The following is a 23,742-nucleotide window of genomic DNA, read 5'->3' as shown; positions in this document are numbered from 1 at the left end:
CCTATCCTTTCGTGATTTTTTTTGCCAAAAAATTTGACAGCCAGTTTATTATAATTACAGTGACCAGCAACACGACTGCTGTAGCGTATGCCTGGTTTACATACAGCCCTTCGCTCGAGAGGACGTACATGTGGACCGATAGGGTGCGGCCCGATGAAAAGAGGTTTTTAGGGGTTTCCGCTACCGTGCCTGCGGTATAGAGGAGGGCTGCTGTCTCTCCCACTATTCTTCCTATGCTGAGGATGATGCCGGATAGAATGCCTGGCATAGCGCTGGGGAGAATGATTCTGAAGACGGTACGCAGCTTGTTTGCACCCAGGGCAAAACTCCCTTCGCGGTATGAGTCGGGTACGGCCTTTAAGGCCTCTTCTGTGGTGCGCATGATAACGGGCAGTATCATGATGGCAAGGGTAAAGGCGCCTGCCAGAATCGAGAATCCCCAGCCCATCGCCGTTACAAAGAACAGCAAACCAAACAAGCCATAGATGATGGAAGGGATGCCAGCCAACGTTTCGGTGGTCAGCCTTATCATTTCGACCAGCTTGTTTCCGCGCTTTGCGTACTCCACCAGATATATGGCTGCAAAGATCCCCAAAGGCACGGCAATAAGAAGGGCCAGTATCACGATGATAAGTGTGTTTATGATGGCCGGGGCAAGTGACACGTTCTCAGAGGTATATTTCCATGCAAACAGATCAGTGGTTATGTTTGGGATGCCTTTGACTAGGATATATCCGATGATAAACAGCAAAACGCTTACGGTAATGATCGTGGCTGATACCACCAGCAACAGCAGTACAAGGGAAAGGGGAGACCTTTTGTATGTTCTCAATTTTTGGTGTATGTTCTGTGCATTTATCTGTATCATCTATTTGCCCTCCTCGTAAGCAGGGAGAATGAGAGGTTGATGATGAGTATGAATACGAACAGCACCACTCCGGTAGCGATGAGTGCACCCCTGTGCAGGTCGGCCGCATACCCCATTTCTATTACTATATTGGCGGTGAGGGTCCTGATGCCCTTGAGCGGGCCTGCAGGCATCCTTGCCTGGTTTCCAGCCACCATGATAACGGCCATGGTCTCACCGATTGCCCGGCCGATAGCCAGCACCACGCCCGCCATGATACCCGAGATGGCAGCAGGCAGGGTGATGAAGAACACGCTCTGCTCGTGGGTTGCCCCGAGTGCAAGGCCGCCCTGGTAGTAGCTCTCGGGAACGGCGCGAATTGCCGACTCGCTCACGCTGATGACGGTGGGCAGTATCATGATGCCCAGCAAAATGGAAGCCGTCAATATGCTGCTGCCGTCGCCGCCGAAGGTATCGCGCACCAATGGTACCAGTACCACCAGCCCGAAAAAACCGTACACTACCGAAGGGATACCGGCCAGGAGGTCAACGGCGGGCTTTAAAAAACGGTATATATACTTTGGGCAAAACTTTGCCATGTACACTGCCGTCAGTATACCGATTGGAACGCCTATGATTATGGCACCGGCCGTTACATAGATGCTCCCTAAAATCATCGGCAAAATCCCGTAGATGTCATTGGATGGCCTCCATTTTTTGCCTAAAAGGAAATCAAGTGTTCCGATTTCAGCCATGGCTGGTATTCCGTTGGCAAACAGGAATACGCAAATCAAGGCTACCGCCAGGATTGAGGTACAGGCGGCTATCAAAAACACCATTTGCATGACCTTTTCTTTGTATTTTTTCATCTTTGTCTCACCGTCTTCTTAAATTATGGATAGATGGGTCTTGTTGCTGAAACTTCATTTACCGCATGTTCGATTTATAGAGCAACGCTTTGACTTGCAATTTTGCATACTGTCATTTTTGCTTCAAAATTGCAGATTTCGTCTTGAGCAGCAAAATAGACTTTTTATACTAAAATCAAAATTAAAGATGATTAAATATGAACTAAAGCATGTATTTACACTGCTGCGCTTATCTCATGATCAGTTTTACTCTAACACCTCTGACCACCGCGTTATTTCGCCTGTGAAAATGGCCCTGACTTGCTCGCTTGTCAAGTTGTCTGCTGGATTTCCTTTGTTGACGATTACCACAAGACCGTCCATTGCAATGGTAATGGGGTTCAAACCGGCATTGAGTTCGCTCTCTTTCAATTCTCTGGACGACATTCCTATATCGCATATCCCGTCTATAACCGAATTGATGCCGGTGGTTGAGTCGCTGGTCTGAATTTCAATTTGTGCATTGGGATTGATAGCAAGGTAGGCCTCCTTGAGCTTTTCCATAAGTGGGGAGACCGATGACGAACCCGCGACTACGATTTTGCCTGCGGGCTTATCCCCGCTGTAAGTCGGATTATCCAATACCGGGATATATCCGTTTTCTTCAACCACTCTTTGGCCATCGCTGCTCATGATAAACTCTATAAAGTCCTGTACCACTTTGTTTATTTCGCCTTTTGTGGCAATGATGAAGGGACGGGCGATTTTGTACTCTCTGCTTTTTACGTTGCCTACCGTGGGCTCAACCCCGTCGATTTTGAGGGCTTTTACGGTATCATTTAAAGAACCCAGGGATATATATCCTATGGAGTATTTGTCTCCTGCGACAGATGTCATCATTACCGCTGTGTTGTTCACTATGCGGGCCTCTTCCGTCGTATAGTCGATCTCATTGCCGCTGCTGTCTTTCTGCTGGATGCCAAACAGCTCTACGAAAGCACCCCTGGTACCTGATCCCTCTTCACGAGAGATTACATGGATCTCCCTTGAGATGTCAAATTCGTTGCCGTTTTTGGCGCTGTCGGAATTGTTGCCCTGAGCGCCGCATCCTGCCAAAATGGCCACTATGAATATTGCGTACATGAACAGGGTTACTGTTTTTTTCATACTTAAACTCCTTTCTCATATGGATTTATCATTTTGCCTTCACCAACCAGTGTAAAGCGGCAATGTAAAGTTAAAGACAAGCTTGTGTTAAATCTGTGTAAAATATTTTTATGTTTTAATCGCCTCCAAAACGGGTAAACATAAATTATAAGCCTATTGAAGCGGTAGTCAGGAAGGTTTTTACTTGACTGTTGGCGATTAGGCTTTGGCGGTTACTGCCTCCTTAATGGGCGGTAGTCCGCGTTAGGAAAGACATATATTGATTTGGGAGATGATGGTATGTCGGATTTGAAGTTTAGAGTAAAAGCACACAGTGAAAACCCTACCAAGACGGTGGTAGAGACAAGGGGATTTAAGATTATCATTGATGAGCCCGAAAGCCTGGGCGGGACCAATGCAGGGGCCAACCCGGTGGAGTATCTGCTGGCCGCTCTTGCCGGATGCATAAATGTGGTAGGCCATGTGGTGGCAAAGGAGATGGGCTTCGAGCTTAAGGGCTTGCAGATCGACCTGGAAGGCGATTTGAATCCTGCAAGGTTTATGGGCAAGTCCAATGCCGAGAGGGCAGGGTACAAGGAGATCAGGGTCAACATAAAGGTCGATAGCGATGCCGATGCCCAAACGCTGTCGAAGTGGCTTGATGCCGTAGGAGACAGATGCCCGGTGAGCGACACCCTATCCAACGGTACGCCGATAAAAATAAGTTTGGTGTAGATGTGCTCCGTTGTGCAAAATGTCGAAAGATGACCGTGGTTTTTTTTGACTGAAAATCAGGAATACACATAACTAATGGGTGCCTGATTCTATGGGAAGGCACCCTTCTTTTGTCTATACATTTAAAAACCTTTAAAAAACCAGAGTCATGATTGAATGGGCAGGGCTTTCATACTTTGCAATTTTCCCATTATGGCGAAGGACGAATGGGATTTTATCATCGGTCCTGTTCATCACAACCAGAATCTTTTGGCCTGATGGCGTCTTAAATGCCGTGCATTCCAGTTTGTCGGTAAAGCGGCTAAAACCAATTCGTACGCTTCCCGGTTTAATAAACCTGCTGAAGTGACCTATAAAGAAATACGATGGTTTGAATTCTATATTTCCGTTGTTGGTATCGATCATTATGGGGGCTTCACAATAGTTTTGTGCGTGATTGGGGCCGCCCATCTCATCAAGTACCAGGTTCCAATCGCACCATGCTTCCATATAGTTGTTGAGATTGCCTATTATATCGTGGCCGTATTTCTCACCATTGGTCCAGGCGTCGCGATCCACATGCCGTTCTACACAACACTCGGTCAATATCAGCGGCTTATCGGGCCATTTGCGCTTTACTGCTTCAAGGGCCTCGAAATGATCCCCTGAATACCAGTGGAAAGCAACTCCCCATATGTATTTTGAGGCTTCAGGGTCTTCAAAGGCTACCTTTGCTCGCTCGTATAGCCGTTCTTTGTTGTGATCCCATATCATTATCTTTATGTGTCCAAAGCCTTCACGTTCTAGTGTTGGGCCCAAATAATCTTTGACGAAATCTTTTTCTTCTTCGGCGGTGAATATACAGGAGTCCCAGCGCTGTACTGCTTTGGGCTCGTTTTGTACCGTGACGCCCCAAACCGAGATGCCTTCTTCCTCGTATGCTTTTATGAATTTAGCAAAGTGCCGTGCCCATGCATCGCGGTACTCGGGTAGTAGTTTTCCTCCATGGTTCATCATGCCGGTGTCCTTCATCCAGCCGGGAGGACTCCAGGGTGATATGAATAAGCGGAAATTTCCAAACCGTTTAGCGGCTTTTATCATAGGAATTATATATTGTTTGTCCCTTTCAATGTTAAAGCTTTCAAGCTTAATATCGCCTTCTTTTTCCACACATGCGTAATTCCCCAGAGAAAAATCGCAGGAGTTCATATGGGTGCGGCAAAAAGTATATCCGTGTCCGCTTTGCTCATCGAAATACGCTTTTAGCACTTGGTTTTGCTTATCCTCGGGGAGCTTGTGGAGTGTAACGGCAGCAGCCTCGGTAAAGGCGCCGCCGAAACCTATGATTTTCTGATATTCGACATCGTCGTAAACATTGATAACCGGGTATTCTATTCCTTCGGGGTCGTCCTGAAAGCTTAAAGGCGGCTTTTCAGCCAATCTGTCACCGGTATCCCGAGCGCTTAAAAAAATTCGTATGTTGTTTTTCATAGCGTTAATCACCTCTTATCGTTTTAAAAAAGTTAATTGTATAGGAGTTTTTTACACAGTTGATGTATATTGAAAGTGAGCCATCAGAATTTACTTTTTGTTACATATGGAGTCACATTTACGATATTGCCATAATCATTATATACTATTTTTATCATACGGACAACGGATAGTTGTAAAAAACTTTTGACACCTTGTGCTACAAATTATAAATTGATTTTGAGCTTAACTATTGTTTTATAAACAATACTGTGATATAATTTATTCAATCTAATATTTAATAAATAATAGTGATGGAGCGATGGCGATGAAAAAAAGCGAATTTTTAAGGGAACTTAGGTATAACCTGATGGGCAAGATCAGCGATGATGAGCTGGAAAACATTATTATGGATTATGATGAGATATTTGAATCGGGTAAGGCCGAGAACAAGACCGAGGATGAGATATCGGACATGATCGGTTCTCCAGCCATGGTTGCAAAGACTATCTTAGATGAGTGGCCGAATGATGGCACATCAAAGTCGAGCCCCGAGAGCAGTTATCCGATTGCTCCCCTGGGTAAACGGGTTGTGGCCTTTATCATTGATTACATACTGTCATTGATTCCATTGGTTTTGCTCTTAATCGGGAAAACACCCGAAAGTGTAATTTTGCTTACCTCACCTATAATGATGTATAATCCAATGGTTCTCGTATTCCTTATTTCCCGTGCTTTTATCCTTAATCATTCTGCATCCGCTGGATCTGGCGTTATTCTTTCATATACTGAGCCCGGCATAAATGCTGTACACATTGTTCTTACACTTGCGTGTTTTGTCTTCTTCTGGCTGTACAGTACGCTGTGTATGATAATAATGAAGGACAGGACTATAGGCATGCGGCTTATGAATATAAAGGTTGTAAAAAGGGATAGAACTGCTTTAAGACCTATCGATGTGTTCGTGCGTCAGTTTATAGGCAAAGTTCTACTTGCAACTATGACTTCGAGCTTATCCTATATTATTTCATTTTTCTGGGCGGTTTTTTCAAAAACAAACAATACTGTTCATGATAAATTGGCGGGAACCCTCGTGGTTGAGGATATCAGAGAAAAAACAAGAGGATGAATTAAGGGGGAACATAGGAGTGCTATGAATACTCAGCTAAAAAAGGGTGTACTGGAGTTATGTATTCTTTACCAGTTGAAAGATAAAGAGCTATACGGTTATGAGATAATGAAGACCATTCAGGAACAGTTTAGCGATGTATACGATGGCTCAATATACGCGATACTTAGGCGGCTAAATGCTGAAGGGTACACCCACACGTACACAAAAGATTCCCCTAGCGGGCCTGCTAGAAAATATTACCGGATTACTCCGGCTGGCATCGATTACCTTCGCAGGATGATTGCAGAATGGCAGAAGATGGTCGAAGGTGTTAGAAGGTTAGGGATACCTTTTTAAGGGATTTATCTTCATCATATATGATTCCAAAGTCGATATTGCTGTTTTGATTGTAATAGGGAGTGTTATACGATTCAAACACTACCACAGCAATAATGCTTGGATATTTTTCAAAGACCTTGTTTAACTGGTCGAGTTTTTGTTCTATTCTTAGTTGAGCGCGAATAATATGATGGCATATACGATATGACAAGTTTAAACTGATGGTCAAACGCTATTTTTGTCGGTTGCTATTGTATTTTTGGCACTTTATAAGTAATATTAAAAGATGTAGGAAGTTAAATGGAGCGACATGAGGAAAACGTGTTGGCGTTTAGTACAACCGAAAAACGCTTGACGTTTTTATACGTTTTCAACAGCGAAGTGGTGAAATATGGATAAAAAAAGTGTGGTGGATATATTGAACGAGATCGGGCTTTTGCTCGAGCTTAAAGGGGAAAACCCTTTTAAATCAAGAGCTTACTACAATGCTGCCCGCATCATCGAGGTCCTCGATGAGGACTTGGAGACGCTGGTCAACGAAGGGCGGCTCAAGGATGTAAAGGGCATCGGGGAGGCCCTCAATAAAAAGCTTACCGAGCTTGTGACTACAGGGAGGCTCAAATACTACGAAGAGTTAAAGGCGTCTGTGCCTCCTGGCCTTGTGGAGATGCTTAAAATTCCCAGTCTGGGACCTAAAAAGGTAAAGGTTTTGTACGACAAGCTGGGCATTACGACGATAGGAGAACTGGAGTATGCCTGCATTGAGAATAGGCTGGTTAGTCTTCCGGGTTTTGGAGAAAAGACCCAAAGGAAGATCTTTGAAGGAATACAGTTTATAAAACAGTTCAGCGGGCATCATCTCTATTTTGAAGCCTATGAGGAAGCTGTAAAGCTTAAAGAATATTTGGAAAGTACAGGCCTTGTAGTAAGGTGTGAGGTGGCGGGCAGCATACGGCGCAAAAAGGAGATCGTGAAGGATATAGATATACTGGCCACTTCTACCCAACCTGATAGACTGATGGACTGCTTTGTGAACTACCAGGGTATGAAAGATGTAGCTGCCAAAGGGGATACCAAGACCAGCATCATTTTGAATTCCGGTATAAATGTTGATTTAAGGGTGGTAAGGGATGAGGAGTTTCCTTATGCTCTGCATCACTTTACGGGGAGCAAAGAACACAATACTGCCATGAGGCACAGGGCAAAAACCATGGGCATAAAGATGAACGAGTACGGCCTTTTCAAGGACGATTTTTTAATAAGGTGTGCTTCGGAGGAAGAAATTTTTGAAAAGCTCAATCTAGGCTATATTCCACCCGAGCTCAGAGAAAATGCCGGGGAAATTGAGGCGGCCGAAAGAAGGCAGATTCCTTCACTGGTGGAAGAGAAGGATTTGAAGGGCATATTCCATGTACATACGACGTACAGTGATGGGCGAAATTCTCTAGCTGATGTTGTACAAAGAGCTCGAGAACTGGGATATAGGTACATAGCCATCACCGACCACAGCAAATCTGCTTTTTATGCCGGTGGTCTTGATGAGGAAAGGCTTTTAACACAATGGGAAGAGATAGAAGCCTTGAACAAGAAGTATGATGATATAGTTATATTGAAAGGTATAGAAGTGGACATACTGCCTGACGGCTCCCTTGATTACAGTGATGACGTCTTAGAGAAGTTCGATTTGGTGATAGCATCGATCCATTCCCATTTTAAGATGAGCAGGGAAGAGATGACCAGGAGAGTGATAAAGGCCATTGAGAATAAGCACATCGACATTATAGGGCATCTTACCGGCAGGCTTTTGCTTTCAAGGGAAGGCTACGACATCGATGTGTATGAGGTCATTGAAGCTGCTAGGGATTACGGTAAGATAATTGAGATAAACTCAAGTCCCTACAGGCTGGACCTTGACTGGAGGTACATAAAATATGCTAAAGGAAAAGGCGTGAAGTTTGCCATATGTCCCGATGCCCACAGCGTAGAAGGGCTTGAAGACGTAAAATACGGCATTGGAATTGCCAGAAAGGGCTGGCTTGAGGCCAAGGATGTCATAAACACGTATGATATACAGCAGGTCTTACACTTTTTGAAAAAGATATAAAAGGGCAAAAAGCAGGGATACGATCCCTGATTTTTTTGTGATTATTTTTCCTCTTGGTGCATAGAGATGATATTGATAGATTTGTTAATATGGGAGGGGTTCAATGACCATATATGATATCGCAATTATTCCGCTTATCGTGGGCATAGTGGAGCTCTTAAAGCAGATCGGGCTTCCATCCAAGTTTGCTGCGTTTGTATCGGTATTGCTCGGGATAGCCATTGGAGTGGTATACCTCTCGCCCGATGATATTAAAAAAGGAATACTTGTAGGACTTGCTCTTGGCCTGGCAGCATCTGGATTGTATTCGGGAACAAAAAGCACTGTTGAAGGGGTTAAAAACTTGTTTATTGCAAAAGATAGAAAGTGATTGTGTTTTGTTTTTCTTGTTTGCGTTAGTAATTGGGCAGAAAGTTATGAATTGACATAGGATAAAATGTGTATTAAAATACACATGAGGAGGTGTATAATGTGAGGACTAACATTTATATAGATGAAAAATTGATAGAAGAAGCTAAAAAGCTTACAGGATTGAAGACAAAAAAGGATGTAGTAAACCTGGCTTTGGAAGAGCTGATAAAAAATCGGAGGCGTAAAAATCTTTTGGATATTCAGGGTAAGATAAGCTTTGTTGAAGATTATGATTATAAACAAATGAGGGGAAATCATGATTTTAGTTGATACATCGGTGATGATAGCCTTTTTAAAAGGGATAAAAAACAAGCAGACCGAGAAGCTGGTTATGATAATAAAAAATGATTTGCCTTTTGGTATAAATGATTTCATATATCAGGAAGTGCTTCAAGGAGCAAGGACTAAAAAAGAATTTAATTTATTGAAGGAATATCTTGGAAGCCAGAGGTTCTTTAATTTGAAATATGGAAGAAAATCTTACGAGATGGCGGCAGAGCTATATTTTAGATGCAGAAAACATGGAATTACTATACGCAGCACCATTGATCTATTAATAGCTCAGACTGCTATAGAAAATGACCTGTATCTTTTGCATGATGATAGGAATTTTTCGTTAATGGCCAGTATAGAGCCGAAACTCAAGGAATATTGAAGTATATTTTGATAAAGTGTAGAGAGGAGTATATTTTTCTTCTTGAATATAATATGGTAAAAGGGTATAATGGATATGTGTAATTACAAATAATAAGCTGTAATAGTTGTGTTGTCATTTTGGTAGGGCGTATAGAAGGATTCAAAAATATTAGGAGGAAGTTATTATGGAGTATCCACAAATACCCGACTACCATCTTCTCATTGACCACCTAGTTGAATATGCAAAATTACAATATGAATACGGTGCGCAGGGCGTTGAAAGCATTCTTCAAGAAGTCAAGAAAAGTTTAGAAGATGCTATTTCTCGTATAAATCAACTGCCAATTGATGAACAGATGGCTCGACAAGAGCCAAATTCTTTAAATGAAATTCGTAGTTTAAGGCTGGATGGGCCTAGAAGGTTATGGAAAAAATTTCAAAAAGATAAGTATGTGGAGAAATTGGAAGGAGCCCTTCTTGCGCGTATGGCAGGTTGTACCCTCGGGGCTATTGTGGAGGGTTGGTCAATAGAGAGTATGCAAGAATGGGCTAATTTTATTGGCGATCCTTTTCCGCCTGTTGATTACTGGTCCCAGGCTAAGAATCCTTCAAACATTCGATATGGTAAAAGTCCAAATTATACCTATACGCGTGATGGAATGTGTGGTGTGCCGGTAGATGACGATATTACATATACCTTACTAGGACTTTTAATAGTAGAAGAATATGGTAAAGATTTTACGACCGAGGATGTGGCAAAGGCGTGGGAAAAATATTTGCCCATGGCATGTACAGCAGAGGATATAGCTTTAAAGAATATAAAGGCTGGTATAAGCGCTTATCAAGCTGCTGATAAGAGTAACCCGTATTGTCAATGGATAGGCGCCTCTATACGTTCAGATCCGTGGGCTTATATGGCACCTGGATATCCTGAAAAAGCTGCTGAAATGGCGTACAGGGATGCTTATCTTAGTCACAGGCGTAATGGCATATACGGCGAGATGTTTTTTAGCGCTGCTCAGGCTGCTGCCTTTGAGGTTGACAATTGTGTGGACGCCATTAAGATAGGACTTACAGAGATTCCTAGCGACTGCCTTTTAGCACAAGCAGTCAGATGGGCACTTGAGGAAGCAAAAAACATAAAGGATTATCATGATGCACGCCAGGCTGTGGATGAACGGTTTAAGGGTATGAGCAGTGTGCATACTATAAACAATGCGTGTTTGACAATTTTTGGATTAATAATAGGGGGAACAGATGTTACTAAGGTGCTTTCACAGACGGTGGCTATGGGGTTAGATAATGATTGCACTGCAGCCACAGCTGGAAGCATAGTGGGCGCAATAGTTGGAAAAAAGGGGATACCTGAACACTGGTACAAATCTTTTAATAATACGATATACACATATATGAATGGTGCAGAAGTATTTAAAATAGACGATGTGATAAATAGATTTGCTATACAAGCTGAGAAAATATTGGAGTGCTAGTATTAAATGATGCAAATGTGATTTAAAGTTTTTTGCTTTTTTGCATTGCTAAGCGTATCGTTTTATTTATTGTATGATATTTCATATATGTAATTTTATAGTTTAAAGGAAGTGCAGAGAAAGATGGATGTCAAGCTGGGCAACTTGACGCTCAAGCATCGTACACGTGAACCTCGCGGGCCGGTGCAACTAGCCCTTGAATTGGTAGAACCTGGTCATTTGGACAGCTGTGAACAACCGGAGCGTGTAACAAAACATCTCCCACCAGGAATAACTTCAAAGATGTTGTATCAGGATATTATTAGGATAGCATGGCCGGCATTTATGGAATTTATTCTTACGCAGCTGGCATCCATGGCTGACATGATGATGGTGGGCCAGCTGGGACCGTGGGCTATTGCTGCTGTCGGGTTGACAAATCAGCCCAAGTTTTTGCTTATGACCATGTTTATGGCCATGAATGTAGGAGCTACCGCGTTAATTGCGCGGTACAAGGGTGAGGGCAATCAACAAAAAGCAAACACAGTTTTGCGTCAGGCGCTGGTGCTGACGTTTGTGTTATCGGCGATTTCTTCAATTATAGGCTTTATATTTTCGGAACCGATGGTGCGTTTTATGGGGGCAGCCGATGAGCAGACGTTGGCCGGTGGTACAGTTTATTTAAAGATTCAAATGGTAGGTTTTGTGATTTTGGCCTTGACTAGTACCATTACGGCGGCTCTGCGGGGCATTGGGGATTCAAGGACGGCAATGATGTATAATCTAATCGCCAACGTGGTTAATGTGATATTCAATTATATGCTGATATATGGACATCTTGGCTTTCCCAGGATGGAAGTGGCCGGTGCGTCTATAGCAACCGTCATAGGACAGTGCGTAGCCTTTGTGCTGGCTATGTTTTATGTACTGCGAGGGAATCAATACCTTAAGATCAGCTTCAAAGATGACTTTAGGCCGAAATGGGACATAATGAAAAGCATATTTAATATAGGTATGCCTGCAATGGTTGAACAGCTGGTTATGAGAGCGGGGATGATAGCCTATTCGGTAACCGTTGCATCTCTGGGGACAGTGGCTTTTGCAACCCACAATGTATGTATGAATATTCAATCCATGTCGTTTATGAATGGTCAAGCCTTTGGCGTATCTGCTACTTCGCTTACAGGACAGAGCTTGGGGAGAAGGCGCCCTGACATGGCCCAGGCCTACAGCAGGTATACAAGGCGTATGGGGATGATAGTTTCTCTAGTGCTTGCTCTGATATTTGTCCTGTTTGGAAAGGAAATAGTGGCGCTGTATACCAATGATGAGGTGGTTATAGAGCAGGGCGCTCAAATACTCATGCTGGTGGCTGTTATTCAGCCTTTTCAGTCGTCTCAGCTTATTTTGGCCGGCGCTTTGAGAGGTGCAGGGGATACAAGGGCCACTGCGATGATTATATTTATAACTGTTCTGTTGGTACGTCCAGGATTGGCTATGTTTACCATTCACGTATTAAAATGGGGACTGATAGGTGCGTGGATTGCTTTGATGGCTGATCAATTTCTCCGATCGTTGCTGGTGCTGCTGAGGTTTAATTCGGGCAAATGGAAAACCATAAAAGTATAGCGATAAGGGGACTGGTGTATGGAACCGCCATTTGGGTTGAGCACTGCGATAGAGGAGCAGCTTGCGTTTTTGCCTGTAAAGAAGCTTGCGGCTCTTGCATCTAAGCTTTCTGAGGATTATCGCAGTGGCAAGATTTTGGGCAGGGAACCCTATATTTGTACTTATGAAGAAGCATTGGCTTATGTGGCTTTCAGGTTGCCCGCCACATTTGCCGCCGCCTATTTTGCTCTGTCCCAGGTGAAGGAACGGCTGCCGGCTTTAAGCCCTAAGACGCTTTTAGATGTGGGAGCTGGGCCGGGTACTGCCATGTGGGCTGCTACTATGGTGTGGCCGGAGCTGGAGCATATAACTCTCATTGAGCGAGAGCAGAATATGATAGATATTGGCAAAAAATTAGTTAAATATGCCAGCCTACCCTCTATACGGCAGGCTGAGTGGATGAAGGTTGACGTGGTGGGCGAATGGAACGCACCTCAGCATGACGTGGTGATAGCCTCGTATGTGCTCAACGAGCTGCCTCCGCAGAGCATAGAATCGTTTGTGTTAAGGCTATGGGAGAGAACCGGATCAATTTTGATCTTTATAGAGCCGGGGACGCCTGCTGGATTTTCATTGATAAGGCATATACGGGAGCGGCTGCTGGCGCAGGGTGCCAGTATTGTAGCACCGTGTCCCCATGGCAATTTCTGTCCAGTTCCGGAGAATGACTGGTGCCATTTTTCACAGAGGTTGAGCCGTACCCGGCTGCACAGGCAAATCAAAGGTGGCACTCTCTCGTATGAAGACGAGAAGTTTTCTTTTGTGTGTTTGTCCCGCATCCCGGGATCAGACATAAAAGGTATAGTTGTGCGACATCCGCAAATAAGAAAGGGGCACATCGATCTCAAACTGTGTACCCCTCAAGGCATTGTAAATGTGACTATTACTCGAAAGGACAAGGAGAGGTTTAAAGAAGCCCGCAAGCTGGACTGGGGTTCGATTGTATATTGGTAATCTATGTCAAGATTTTTTAGGACCAGGCCCTATTCTCATTTAGCATAGGCCGCATTTAGCTCGGCATTCAAATCAAGGGCATCGCATTGCTCCAGCTCTTTGCACAGCAGTGCACGGATGTAGCCACGATCGGTGGATGTGGAATGGATATAAAATCCCATGCCGTAATAGAAACGTATGAGTGATGTCATCTTTGAAGCGGTGTGAAGCGTAAGAACACGCAGGCCAAGCTTCCTGGCCTCCTCTTCTACCGCTTTGATGAGGGCTTTTCCTACGCCGCAGTTTTGTACTTGGGGTCGTACGCCAAAACGGCTGATATAGCCCACTTTCCCGGGTGGCAAAACCTCCAGGCGGATGGTGCCCACCGGTTGACCATCAAGGAAGGCTATGAATATGGTCTTTTTTCGCATCTCTTCCAGGATGATGTGAGGGGTTTCCTTAAGTGCCGATACTTTATCGGGAAAACCTAGCTCCCTTGCGTATTCTTTAAACGCTTCCTGAACGATCTCGTGTATTGTAAACACGTCCTGTTCGGAAGCCTTCTTTATCACCAGATCCATTTTCATCAGTCCCCTTTTTATGAAAATTCAATGTTGTTTTGCTATAACAAGAGACGTTGTATTTAAATTTTTTTACAACTGCATTAACATTTCTTGTATGAGCTTTGGATTGCAAGCTAAATAGACTATCACTATCAGCTTAAGCCTACTTATCATCTATCTCCCATCAAGAGCACCATAATGGCTTTATGAACGTGCAGGCGGTTTTCAGCCTCATCAAATACTACCGATTGCGGACTGTCTATGATATCATCCGTTACCTCTTCGCCACGATGGGCCGGCAGGCAGTGCAAAAAGATTGCATCGCCTTTGGCGTGTGAAAACAGCTCTTTGTTGACCTGGTATGGGCCAAATACCCTTGCACGGCTTTCAAACTCGTGTTCCTGCCCCATGCTAGCCCATACATCGGTATACACCACGTCTGCATCCTTTATGGCTTCCACCGGGTCGTTGGTTATCAATATGCTTGCTCCGGTGGCCTTTGCGTTTTCCTTTGCCATTTTGACGATTTCCTCTTTTGGTTCATAGCCCCTGGGAGAGGCTATCGATATGTGCATCCCTACTTTGGTGCATCCGATAAGCAGGGAATGAGCCACGTTGTTTCCATCCCCTATGAAGGCTAGTTTAAGACCGCTTAAAGTACCTTTTTTCTCGTATATCGTTATAAGGTCGGCCAGTATCTGGCATGGGTGCAAAAGATCAGTAAGCCCGTTTATAACGGGAATGGAGCTGTATTTGGCCAATTCCTCTACGTCCTGCTGCTTGAAGGTCCTTATCATTATCCCATCCAGATAGCGGGACAACACTCTGGCGGTATCGCTTATGGTCTCTCCGCGGCCCAGCTGGATGTCGCTGGCGTTTAGAAAAATGCCATATCCTCCCAGCTGATAAATGCCCACTTCGAAGGAAACCCTGGTACGGGTGGAGGATTTGGTGAATATCATGCCCAGAGTTTTGCCCTTAAGATAGGGATGTGGTATGTTTGCTTTGAGCTTTTTCTTCAGGTCAAAGGCGGTGCTCAACACCTGGTATATTTCATCCTGGCTGTAATCCTGCAGAGTTATAAGATGTTTTTGCGAGAAAGGCTTTTCTGGCTTGTAATTATACAGATCCACCATATCATTTCACTCCTTCTGCAATCTTTCTATTAACCAGTACTGCATACTGTTTGCACTATCATTTTTCGTGATTTGATTGGGTTGTCATTTTTACCGGGGAAAATTTTTTATTTTCGGGTTTCTATTATACCTTTAAATATCTTATCCAGAGTATCTATCAGGCCGTCGATCTCTTGCCGGGTGATCACCAGCGGGGGTACGAACCTCAGGGTGTTGTGCCCGGCGCAGTTTACGATGTATCCTTGATTAAGTGCTGCATTTACTATTTCTTTGCCAGGAACGGACGGATCAAGCTCCATGCCCAGCATCAGCCCTTTTCCTCTTACCTCTTTGATGAAGTGATATCTGTCTTTAAGGCTGCTGAGCTTTTGTTTGAAATAGTCTCCCAGCTGGGCACATCTGTCAATCAGCCCATCATTCAAAAGGGTGATAAGCACGGCTATGGCTGCCGAACAGGCCAGGGGATTTCCTCCAAAGGTAGAGCCATGGCTGCCGGGCTCGAAGGTCGATGCCACGCTTTCCTTGGCTATTATGGCACCTATTGGTACGCCGCCCCCCAATCCCTTTGCCAGGGTGATGATATCGGGTTGTATGTCAAAGTGCTGGTACGCGAACAGCTTGCCGGTCCTTCCCATGCCGGTTTGAACCTCATCGAGTATGAGCAAAATGCCTCTTTCCCTGCACAGCTGTTCCAGCCCTTTTACGTATTCATAGGTGGCTTCGATGACGCCGCCTTCGCCTTGAATGAGCTCTATCATGACGGCGCATGTGGTGTCGGTGATGGCGTTCTTTAGAGCTTCCAGATCATTGTAGGGTACGCTCTTGAATCCGGCTGGCATGGGGACAAAGGGTTTTTGGTATTTCTCCTGGCCTGTGGCAGCAAGGGTGGCCAGGGTTCTGCCGTGAAACGAGTTGATGGCCGTTATTATTTCATATTTATTCATACCCTTGTCCCGGAAATATTTTCTGGCCAGCTTAATGGCCCCTTCATTGGCCTCAGCTCCGCTGTTTGCGAAAAACACCTTGTCGCCGCAGCTGTTTTCTACCAGAAGCTTTGCCAGCTGTGCCTGGGCTTCGATGTAAAACAGGTTTGAACAGTGGATCAATTTCTGTGCCTGGGAGGTGATGGCCCCCACTAGGGCAGGATGGCCATAGCCCAGCACGTTGACTGCTATTCCGGCGACAAAATCGATGTATGCTTTTCCTTCTTTATCGTATAGGGTAGATTGCCTGCCGTATTCAAATACCACTGGCAGCCGTTCCCCGAAAGTATTCATGTAGTATTTCTTATCAAGGGCTATTATTTCCTGTGTATCCATCTTTTGACCCCCTTTAAATTGATGCTTATAATTATACAATAAAATGAATAAAAATTCAATAATTAAAAGATTACGATTTTACTGCTCTAGAAAATAGTTTCTTCGGCAAACTATTGATTATTGGATAAAAAACATTATAAAAATGGAAATTCAGAGCCTGCAGTAAAATTTGATACCGTCATCCCTGGTTTAGAATTTTGCAAAGAAAACGGCATTCAAATGCGAGGACATGTTCTTGTATGGCACAATCAAGTACCGGACTGGTTTTTCCGTGAGGGATATGAATCCGATGGTGAATTTGTGGATAAAGAGACCATGCTAGCGCGAATGGAAAGTTACATTAGACAGGTTCTGGAATTTACCCAGAAGGAATACTCGGGCGTAATATATGCATGGGATGTTGTAAATGAAGCTGTTGAAATAACCGACGGTAGCTTTTTGAGACTGGAATCAGGTTTTAATATTCGAACTAAACTTATTTGATGGCAAATTGCAGCCAAAGCCTGCGTTTTATAGCGTTCTGTCTGTGGTAGAGTAGAGGTTATCAACAGTAGTTAAAAAAAGCAGCCGGGTGTACACCCAGCTGCTTTTTTAAAACCGCGTTTTCTCCTCCAGATAATCTTCTATCTCATCTATTTTGACCCTTATTTGATCCATGGAGTCCCTGTCTCGAATTGTAACGGTGTTATCCTCCAGCGTATCGAAATCCACGGTTATGCAGAATGGAGTTCCGATCTCGTCCTGGCGCCTGTAACGCCTGCCAATGCTTCCAGTTTCGTCGTAGTCCACCATGAACTTCTTGAGCAGGTTAAGGTACAACTGTTGTGCCGGCTCGCGCAGCTTTTTCACGAGTGGCAATACTGCTGCTTTAAAGGGAGCTAGCGCCGGGTGCAGCCTCAACACCGTCCTCACATCTCCGTCTTCCAGCTGTTCCTCGTCGTAGGCGTTGCACAGGAAGGCCAGCATTATACGGTCAACGCCCACTGAAGGCTCTATACAATATGGGATGTATTGCTCGTTGGTGGTCGGATCCAGGTAATTGAAGTTTTCACCCGAGTATTTTGCATGCTGTTTCAAGTCGAAATCCGTTCTGTTGGCTATGCCCCATACCTCGCCCCAGCCAAAGGGGAACCGATATTCTATGTCGGTAGTGGCTGTGCTGTAATGAGACAGCTCCTCTGGAGAATGATCCCTGAAGCGAATGTCCTCTTCTTTCATCCCCAGGTCGATGAGCCATTTCTTACAGAAATCCTTCCAGTACTGGAACCACTCCATGTCCTCTCCCGGTTTGCAGAAGAATTCCAGCTCCATCTGTTCAAATTCCCTGGTTCGGAATATGAAGTTGCCCGGAGTAATTTCGTTGCGGAAGGCCTTACCTATTTGCCCGATTCCAAAGGGGATCTTCTTTCTTGATGTCCTGAGTACGTTCTTGAAGTTGACGAATATGCCCTGTGCTGTTTCAGGTCTCAGGTACAGCTCTGATTTTGAGTCCTCGGTGACACCCTGGAAGGTCTTGAACATCAGGTTGAAGTATCGTATAGGGGTGAAGTTGTGCTTGCCGCAGTCTGGACAGGGAATTTGGTGCTCCTGTATGAAGTTTTCCATCTGCTCGTCGCTCCATCCAGCCACCGAGGGGTTGGGCATGCCTTGAGCTGCCATGTAATCTTCAATCAATTTGTCAGCGCGAAAACGGGCTTTGCACTCTTTGCAGTCCATCAACGGATCGTTAAACCTCTCCAGGTGGCCGGAAGCCAACCAGGTACGGGGATTCATGATGATGGCGGTATCCACGCCGACATTGTATGGGCTTTCCTGGATGAATTTTTTCCACCAGGCTCTTTTGATATTGTTTTTAAGCTCTACTCCCAGAGGGCCGTAATCCCATGTATTGGCTAGTCCGCCATATATCTCCGAACCAGGATAGATAAAGCCACGGTTTTTACATAGGGCTACTATCTTGTCCATCTTATCCTGTGTTGCCACGCTGTGTATACCTCCTTGTAATTGAATTTAGCTTATACCGGCTTTTTATGTAATCAACCTACGAATTTTCACGGTTATCAAAATAATATCATACCATGGATACAGTTGCAACAGCTGTAATTTTTATGCTGTTTGCGGAAATGAGGCTTTAATTGAAACTTTTCAACTTTTACCATCGTCTAAAATTTAGAGATTAAAAGGGTTGAGGTGAGGGGCATTGAAAGGATCAGTATCTTTTATTGCTTTAGCGGTTGTGCTGGCTTTGATAGCTGTTCTTGTAGGGTGTTCATCTGGGACAGAGATCTCTTATAATTCATCACCTGAAAATGTGGTCATCTGTATAAAGGAAACTGTAAGCGATCAACCGGTGTTTGAGCTCCATGGCAACGGGTTTATACGCGTCCGGAGAAATCCTTTTGAAAATAAAGTAGAAAGTGGCCAGCTCAATCAAAGACAGGTCAGGCAGGTACTAAACCATGTTGTAAATAAACTGAGGATAGGGAATTTGCAGTCAAGTTATCCAAAGGAGTTTATCCCTGGTATCGAAATGTATCCCAATATGGACCTTGTGCTGGAGGTCAATACAGACGGATTTGAAAAATGCATCACCTTTGCATACAGCAATATATGCGATGAGCTCAAGTATTTCCTGGAGGAAGGCCGAATTGACCGTCAAGCCTTTGAACAGCTCAGCAGGTTGAAGGAGGTCATTGAGTATTTGCTGGAATACAAATTTTAAATTTATGCAAACATCGGCATTGTATTTTATGTCAAATTGCAGTACAATATAGGACAAGAATATTTTTGGGTATGCATATAAGGTGAACATTTTTTAATTTTTTTCATGATAACGTTAAACGAGGATGGGGAAGAGGGGGCAACATGCTGGAGAAAGATTTTGTTGTTGAAAACGAAGTCGGCCTTCATGCTCGGCCTGCTGCAAAGTTTACAAAGGTTGCAAACAGCTATAAATCAGATGTTTTTGTCATAAAAGATGGAAAGATAGGCAACGGCAAGAGCCTACTGTCCATCCTTGCGCTAGGTATTTATAAGGGCTGTAAATTCAAGGTCCAGGTTGTAGGGCCGGATGAGGCAGAAGCTTTGTGCGGCATCACCAAGCTGATCAACAGCAATTTCGAGGAGTAACTGCCAGTTGAGCCTGGCGTTTTTTGTTTTAAAGAGCTTACTGCGCGAGGCAAGGGAGATTTGTTGCCATTTTTTCTTGTTCTCACCAAGCTTATGCTTTTCCCGTCAAAATCAAACAATTCTATTCTAAAAGCAAATTGGAATAAATGTTAGTTTTAAGCGGTATACAATATATTTTAAGATTGCATGGAATTTTATACAATAAAATACATTTTATTGAAGAGAATTTTTTCGATAAAAACCCTTGAGAAGAGAAAAAATATACAGATATATTTTTAAAAATTCGCCGCATACTATTATTGATGGCTTTAAAGGAGGTTGATGATGCAAATGAACGGTGGAAAATATGCACAATACGGTGTTTATTGTAATCCTGAGGTTGTCGAAAAAGGGAAAGTGGTCAATTTAACATATGAAGGGATACTGGCTCAGCACGGGGCTGACAGGGTTTTTGCCTGCATAGGTTATGGGCCTAATAACAGGTGGTCAGACGTTTCCCTGATTGAGATGAGAAGAGTAGGACCTCAAAAGTTTGAGGGTCAAGTTGCCATAACCAGTAAGGGTAACCTAAATGTGGCTTTTAAAGACTCGGCTGACCACTGGGACAACAACAACGGGCAAAACTATGTGTTTGCATCCAAGTAGCGCCGTTTGGTAAGTTTCTTTCTCAAGGCCTGTGGAATATGGCTTTTTCACAGGCCTTTTTATTTTGTTTTTCCTGGGAGACAAACGGGAGCTGTTTTAAGTATAAAACCGAAAAATTGGGGAACCATTGAAAGAGAAAAATACCATAATAAAGCAAAGGGGTTTTGATTGGGATGAAGGTTGATGAGATGTTGAGGGAATACACTAGGGAAGGAAACAAAAAATTGGATAAGCAATACAGCGGTACGCGCCAGGCCATTCTGGATCTGGCCAGGGATAAGACGCGACAGTTTATGAAAACCGCGGATGTGGGCCTGGATAAGGAAAGCATGGAATTGTTGGTTCTCATCATTGCAGGGAGTATGATGCAGAGTTTTTCGTTGGGGTATGGAATAGGCAAGGTGGAGGGGAAGACCGATAAGCAGATTTATTTGTAGGGCCTATAAAAACGCGGGAAGGTGGTATGGACTTTGCACCAAATGATGAGTATAATAAAAATATAATTTTTTAAATGGCAATGTTTGTAGGGTGCTGACGGGGTAAAGAGTCCGGTGTCGAAAATTTGAATGAGTTGGCTAAATAGAAATTTAAGTATGGGTTGGGGGCAATTGTAAATATTATGGCTGAATTGGCTTTAAAGTTAAAAAAAGAGCTCAGCGGTGTTGTCTACATAATAGTGGTGTCCGTGCTTTTGTTCGTTGTGCTTGCCTGGTGTGACCATTTTTTGTACAGGATCTTTTCGTCGAATTTTTTTTTAACCTGGCACATTTTTTTAGAATTATCTAGCATTGTGATGTCGTTTGCCGTATTTGCAGTTACTTTTTACACTTTTGAGGAATCCAATCGTTTAAGGTCGATGATAATTGCCTGCACTTTTCTGGCGGTATCGCTGCTTGACCTGTTTCATACCCTTTCCTACAAAGGGATGCCGGTATTTTTAACTGAATCTTCGGCGGAGAAGGCCACTGCATTTTGGACACTGGCACGCCTGACTATGTCATGTGGTATGCTGGCGTCTAATCTGGTGCCCTGCGATAAAAAAGTGAGAAGCTGTGAGGGATTATGGGTTTTATCCACTATAGCGTATTCAATTTTTTGGCTCATGGTGGTGAACTACCGTATTGATTATTTGCCATCGCTGTTTATCGAGGGTAAGGGTTTAACGCCGCTTAAGGTATACCTGGAATATTTAACAATACTCATCCAGCTCATAACGGCCGTTTTATTTTTGGCGGCTTATATAAAGGGGGATTGTGAGGATAAGGGATACGCCCTCATCGTAAAAGGGCTGGTGTTTAGCGTTTTCAGTGAAATGGCCTTTACACAATATACCAATGTGTACGATACATATAACTTTTTGGGACACATTTACAAGATCATAGCCTATTATCTTTTGTTCAGGGCCCTGTTTGTGCAAAACGTGCAAAAGCCGTACCAGGAATTAAGGGCCGCTGAAAGCCAGTTGGGCGTTTATGTAAACAACCTGGAGCAGCTGGTGGCTCAAAGGACGGCTGAAATCACCGCAGCCAATCAGAGCCTGATGAAAAACCTCGAGTATGCCCGAAATATCTTGCTGGCGCTTTTGCCCAACACCTTTCCCAGCGTAAAAGGTGTGAAATTTGCGGCCAGGTATATGCCCTGCGAAAACGTGGGCGGTGATTTCTACAACATTTTCAGGCTGGATGATGAGAAGATAGGTATTCTCATAGGGGATGTGGCGGGACACGGCGTGTCTGCTGCCATGATCAATGTGTTTATAAATCAAAACATAAATTTTAAAAAGGAATATGACGATGGACGCCAGAAGGTGTTTACACCCAGGGGCGTGCTGATGAATTGCTATCATACCTATAATGAGATGCCGTTTCCCGATGAGGCATATGTGGTGATGCTGTATGGTATTTACAATGTCGTCACTCGAAAGTTTACCTATGCCTCGGCCGGTATGAACACCAATCCGCTGGTTATCAGAGCGGATGGACAGGTTGAGGTCCTGCAGGCTGATGGGTTCCCCATTTGCAAGTTTGCTCCTTATTTTAAGCCGTCTTACAAGAGTAGGACGGTGCACCTGGAGCCGGGGGATAGCCTTGTGTTTTATACCGATGGGCTGATAGAGATTGACCCTGCACAGCCCGAGCTCTTCTCACAGGATAAATTAGTAGAATTTGTAAAAGGGCTGAAGGACGCCTCAGCACAGGAGATATGCGATGAGATCATCGATGCATACCACGCGCTTTTGGGGGATAAGAAGATGCTGGACGACGTCACCGTTCTGGTTGTAAAAGCCTGTAAAGATGATGTATAATTTTCAATAAAAGGCTCCTGATTACGAGGGGATGCCCCTGAGTAAGAGGGGAGGTGATATGGTGGGAGAAAGATGGTAAATTGTGAAGTTTTTAATAATTGAGGGGTGGAGGTAAAGGTTATGGAAAAGAGGATCGGGGTAATTGGAATTGTGGTGGATGACCATAAAGAGTGGGGCGAGCAGGTCAACGACTATATAAGGGAGTATTCGCATATCATCGTGGGAAGAATGGGCATTCCTTATCGGGAAAGGGGTATCTCTGTTATTGCACTTATAGTGGAAGGTACTACAGACGAAATTGGGGCGTTTACAGGAAAGCTTGGGAACCTAAAAGGGGTTACGGTTAAAAGCGCTTTAACATCAAAAAAATTTTATGATTGACGGGAAGTGGTTGTTATGAATGAAACGGTTAATTTCATTGGGAGGACGGCAATCCTGCTGGCTTTGGCGTTGCTGTTTCAGTCCTTGAGGCTGTTTATGCCCATCCCGAGCCTGGTGGATCAGTATGTAGTTGGGTCACTGGTAAATCTTTGTTTGATTATCGCAGCGGTGATTGTTGGGATTGAGGGAGGACTCATAGTTGCCATTTTGACGCCGGTTATAGCTTTCTTGCAAAACGTTCTTCTAAATCCTGTTATGGTGCCGTTTGTGGCGCTGGGCAATGCCACCATCGTCGTTTTGGTAGCGCTTATTTATAGAAAGAATAAATACGTGGCTCTGGCTGCGGGAGCCCTGTGCAAATTCCTGGTTTTGTACATAACGGTGGTACATGTGGCAATACCGCTGTTTATGCCCAACACCTCGCCGCAGGCCAAAGAGCTGATGTCTTTGAAGTTTAGCTGGCCTCAGCTGATTACCGCCTCGGTAGGAGGTATGCTGGCGTTAATGGTACTGCCTGTGCTGGAAAGGGCTTTGAAGCGTAGCTGAAGATGTCAAAAGGAAAAGGGCC

The 23,742-nt window shown here is 44.1% G+C and carries 27 protein-coding genes; 18 read left to right on the top strand and 9 right to left on the bottom strand.

The window, feature by feature from the left end:
* Window position 1: 1 nt before the first annotated feature.
* The 3 genes from pstA to KVG29_RS02290 all read right to left on the bottom strand — a co-directional run bounded on the left by pstA (window position 2) and on the right by KVG29_RS02290 (window position 2,862).
* Complete coding sequence (pstA, locus tag KVG29_RS02300; protein ID WP_252226169.1) at window positions 2-868, bottom strand: phosphate ABC transporter permease PstA; 867 nt, start codon at window positions 866-868, stop codon at window positions 2-4.
* Window positions 865-1,716 carry a phosphate ABC transporter permease subunit PstC gene (gene pstC, locus KVG29_RS02295; protein WP_252226167.1) on the bottom strand — a complete coding sequence of 284 codons (852 nt, stop codon included), beginning with the start codon at window positions 1,714-1,716 and terminating at the stop codon, window positions 865-867. The genes pstA and pstC overlap by 4 nt, the downstream gene beginning before the upstream one ends.
* A gap of 246 nt (window positions 1,717-1,962) precedes the next feature.
* Entirely contained in the window at window positions 1,963-2,862 is a 900-nt protein-coding gene (locus KVG29_RS02290; RefSeq protein WP_252226165.1) for a substrate-binding domain-containing protein, read from the bottom strand.
* Between the two features lie 279 nt (window positions 2,863-3,141).
* Here KVG29_RS02290 and KVG29_RS02285 point away from each other — a divergent pair, with 279 nt between their 5' ends.
* Entirely contained in the window at window positions 3,142-3,576 is a 435-nt protein-coding gene (locus KVG29_RS02285) for an OsmC family protein (protein WP_252226163.1), read from the top strand.
* A gap of 132 nt (window positions 3,577-3,708) precedes the next feature.
* Here the strand turns inward: KVG29_RS02285 and KVG29_RS02280 are convergent, their stop codons facing one another.
* Window positions 3,709-5,046 carry a glycoside hydrolase family 30 protein gene (locus KVG29_RS02280; RefSeq protein WP_252226161.1) on the bottom strand — a complete coding sequence of 446 codons (1,338 nt, stop codon included), beginning with the start codon at window positions 5,044-5,046 and terminating at the stop codon, window positions 3,709-3,711.
* 307 nt (window positions 5,047-5,353) lie between these two features.
* On the opposite strand from KVG29_RS02280, the gene KVG29_RS02275 reads away from it, so the two are divergent.
* Together KVG29_RS02275 and KVG29_RS02270 are read left to right on the top strand one after the other, a co-directional pair.
* Window positions 5,354-6,154, top strand: a complete 801-nt coding sequence (locus KVG29_RS02275) for an RDD family protein (protein WP_252226159.1) — start codon at window positions 5,354-5,356, stop codon at window positions 6,152-6,154.
* A gap of 24 nt (window positions 6,155-6,178) precedes the next feature.
* Window positions 6,179-6,493, top strand: coding sequence for a PadR family transcriptional regulator (locus KVG29_RS02270; RefSeq protein ID WP_252226157.1), 315 nt, complete (start codon window positions 6,179-6,181; stop codon window positions 6,491-6,493).
* Here KVG29_RS02270 and KVG29_RS12570 read toward each other — a convergent pair.
* On the bottom strand, window positions 6,468-6,575 hold the full coding sequence (locus KVG29_RS12570; RefSeq protein ID WP_420840516.1) for a hypothetical protein: 108 nt from the start codon (window positions 6,573-6,575) through the stop codon (window positions 6,468-6,470). The genes KVG29_RS02270 and KVG29_RS12570 overlap by 26 nt on opposite strands.
* A 291-nt stretch (window positions 6,576-6,866) precedes the next feature.
* Here KVG29_RS12570 and polX point away from each other — a divergent pair, with 291 nt between their 5' ends.
* The 7 genes from polX to KVG29_RS02235 all read left to right on the top strand — a co-directional run bounded on the left by polX (window position 6,867) and on the right by KVG29_RS02235 (window position 13,717).
* A complete protein-coding gene (gene polX / locus KVG29_RS02265) occupies window positions 6,867-8,579 on the top strand; it encodes a DNA polymerase/3'-5' exonuclease PolX (RefSeq protein WP_252226155.1) in 1,713 nt (570 codons plus the stop codon).
* Window positions 8,580-8,682: 103 nt separating this feature from the next.
* The gene (locus KVG29_RS02260) at window positions 8,683-8,949 is read left to right on the top strand and encodes a hypothetical protein (protein ID WP_252226154.1); all 267 of its coding nucleotides are present in this window, start codon (window positions 8,683-8,685) and stop codon (window positions 8,947-8,949) included.
* Window positions 8,950-9,050: 101 nt separating this feature from the next.
* The gene (locus KVG29_RS02255; RefSeq protein WP_204487540.1) at window positions 9,051-9,260 is read left to right on the top strand and encodes a type II toxin-antitoxin system VapB family antitoxin; all 210 of its coding nucleotides are present in this window, start codon (window positions 9,051-9,053) and stop codon (window positions 9,258-9,260) included.
* Window positions 9,247-9,645, top strand: a complete 399-nt coding sequence (vapC, locus tag KVG29_RS02250; RefSeq protein WP_252226152.1) for a type II toxin-antitoxin system VapC family toxin — start codon at window positions 9,247-9,249, stop codon at window positions 9,643-9,645. The genes KVG29_RS02255 and vapC overlap by 14 nt, the downstream gene beginning before the upstream one ends.
* Window positions 9,646-9,811: 166 nt before the next feature.
* Window positions 9,812-11,116 carry an ADP-ribosylglycohydrolase family protein gene (locus tag KVG29_RS02245; RefSeq protein WP_252226150.1) on the top strand — a complete coding sequence of 435 codons (1,305 nt, stop codon included), beginning with the start codon at window positions 9,812-9,814 and terminating at the stop codon, window positions 11,114-11,116.
* A gap of 123 nt (window positions 11,117-11,239) precedes the next feature.
* Entirely contained in the window at window positions 11,240-12,724 is a 1,485-nt protein-coding gene (locus KVG29_RS02240; RefSeq protein ID WP_252226148.1) for an MATE family efflux transporter, read from the top strand.
* 18 nt (window positions 12,725-12,742) lie between these two features.
* The gene (locus KVG29_RS02235) at window positions 12,743-13,717 is read left to right on the top strand and encodes a small ribosomal subunit Rsm22 family protein (protein ID WP_252226147.1); all 975 of its coding nucleotides are present in this window, start codon (window positions 12,743-12,745) and stop codon (window positions 13,715-13,717) included.
* 35 nt (window positions 13,718-13,752) lie between these two features.
* Here KVG29_RS02235 and KVG29_RS02230 read toward each other — a convergent pair whose 3' ends face one another.
* The 3 genes from KVG29_RS02230 to KVG29_RS02220 form a co-directional block, all read right to left on the bottom strand.
* A complete protein-coding gene (locus KVG29_RS02230) occupies window positions 13,753-14,277 on the bottom strand; it encodes a GNAT family N-acetyltransferase (protein ID WP_252226145.1) in 525 nt (174 codons plus the stop codon).
* Between the two features lie 152 nt (window positions 14,278-14,429).
* On the bottom strand, window positions 14,430-15,395 hold the full coding sequence (argF, locus tag KVG29_RS02225; protein WP_252226144.1) for an ornithine carbamoyltransferase: 966 nt from the start codon (window positions 15,393-15,395) through the stop codon (window positions 14,430-14,432).
* Between the two features lie 107 nt (window positions 15,396-15,502).
* Entirely contained in the window at window positions 15,503-16,714 is a 1,212-nt protein-coding gene (locus tag KVG29_RS02220; protein WP_252226143.1) for an acetylornithine transaminase, read from the bottom strand.
* Window positions 16,715-16,834: 120 nt separating this feature from the next.
* Between KVG29_RS02220 and KVG29_RS02215 the strand changes: the two genes are divergently transcribed.
* Window positions 16,835-17,197 carry an endo-1,4-beta-xylanase gene (locus KVG29_RS02215; protein WP_252226142.1) on the top strand — a complete coding sequence of 121 codons (363 nt, stop codon included), beginning with the start codon at window positions 16,835-16,837 and terminating at the stop codon, window positions 17,195-17,197.
* Between the two features lie 108 nt (window positions 17,198-17,305).
* Here KVG29_RS02215 and KVG29_RS02210 read toward each other — a convergent pair whose 3' ends face one another.
* A complete protein-coding gene (locus tag KVG29_RS02210; RefSeq protein ID WP_252226212.1) occupies window positions 17,306-18,679 on the bottom strand; it encodes a glycine--tRNA ligase in 1,374 nt (457 codons plus the stop codon).
* Between the two features lie 235 nt (window positions 18,680-18,914).
* On the opposite strand from KVG29_RS02210, the gene KVG29_RS02205 reads away from it, so the two are divergent.
* The 7 genes from KVG29_RS02205 (at window position 18,915) to KVG29_RS02175 (ending at window position 23,720) form a co-directional block, all read left to right on the top strand.
* Window positions 18,915-19,436 (top strand): hypothetical protein, encoded by a 522-nt coding sequence (locus tag KVG29_RS02205; RefSeq protein WP_252226141.1) that lies wholly within the window; start codon window positions 18,915-18,917, stop codon window positions 19,434-19,436.
* Between the two features lie 143 nt (window positions 19,437-19,579).
* Window positions 19,580-19,843 (top strand): HPr family phosphocarrier protein, encoded by a 264-nt coding sequence (locus tag KVG29_RS02200; RefSeq protein WP_252226139.1) that lies wholly within the window; start codon window positions 19,580-19,582, stop codon window positions 19,841-19,843.
* 330 nt (window positions 19,844-20,173) lie between these two features.
* Complete coding sequence (locus KVG29_RS02195; RefSeq protein WP_252226137.1) at window positions 20,174-20,488, top strand: carbohydrate-binding protein; 315 nt, start codon at window positions 20,174-20,176, stop codon at window positions 20,486-20,488.
* Between the two features lie 173 nt (window positions 20,489-20,661).
* Window positions 20,662-20,925, top strand: a complete 264-nt coding sequence (locus KVG29_RS02190) for a hypothetical protein (protein ID WP_252226136.1) — start codon at window positions 20,662-20,664, stop codon at window positions 20,923-20,925.
* A 182-nt stretch (window positions 20,926-21,107) separates the two neighbouring features.
* Entirely contained in the window at window positions 21,108-22,793 is a 1,686-nt protein-coding gene (locus KVG29_RS02185) for an MASE3 domain-containing protein (protein WP_252226135.1), read from the top strand.
* A 120-nt stretch (window positions 22,794-22,913) separates the two neighbouring features.
* Entirely contained in the window at window positions 22,914-23,174 is a 261-nt protein-coding gene (locus KVG29_RS02180) for a TM1266 family iron-only hydrogenase system putative regulator (RefSeq protein ID WP_252226134.1), read from the top strand.
* A 15-nt stretch (window positions 23,175-23,189) separates the two neighbouring features.
* Complete coding sequence (locus KVG29_RS02175; protein ID WP_252226132.1) at window positions 23,190-23,720, top strand: ECF transporter S component; 531 nt, start codon at window positions 23,190-23,192, stop codon at window positions 23,718-23,720.
* Window positions 23,721-23,742 lie beyond the last annotated feature (22 nt).

Origin of the sequence: Caldicoprobacter algeriensis (assembly GCF_023838525.1) — a bacterium.
In the GTDB taxonomy this organism is placed as follows: domain Bacteria; phylum Bacillota; class Clostridia; order Caldicoprobacterales; family Caldicoprobacteraceae; genus Caldicoprobacter; species Caldicoprobacter algeriensis.
This window is presented reverse-complemented; position numbering and strand designations above follow the sequence as displayed.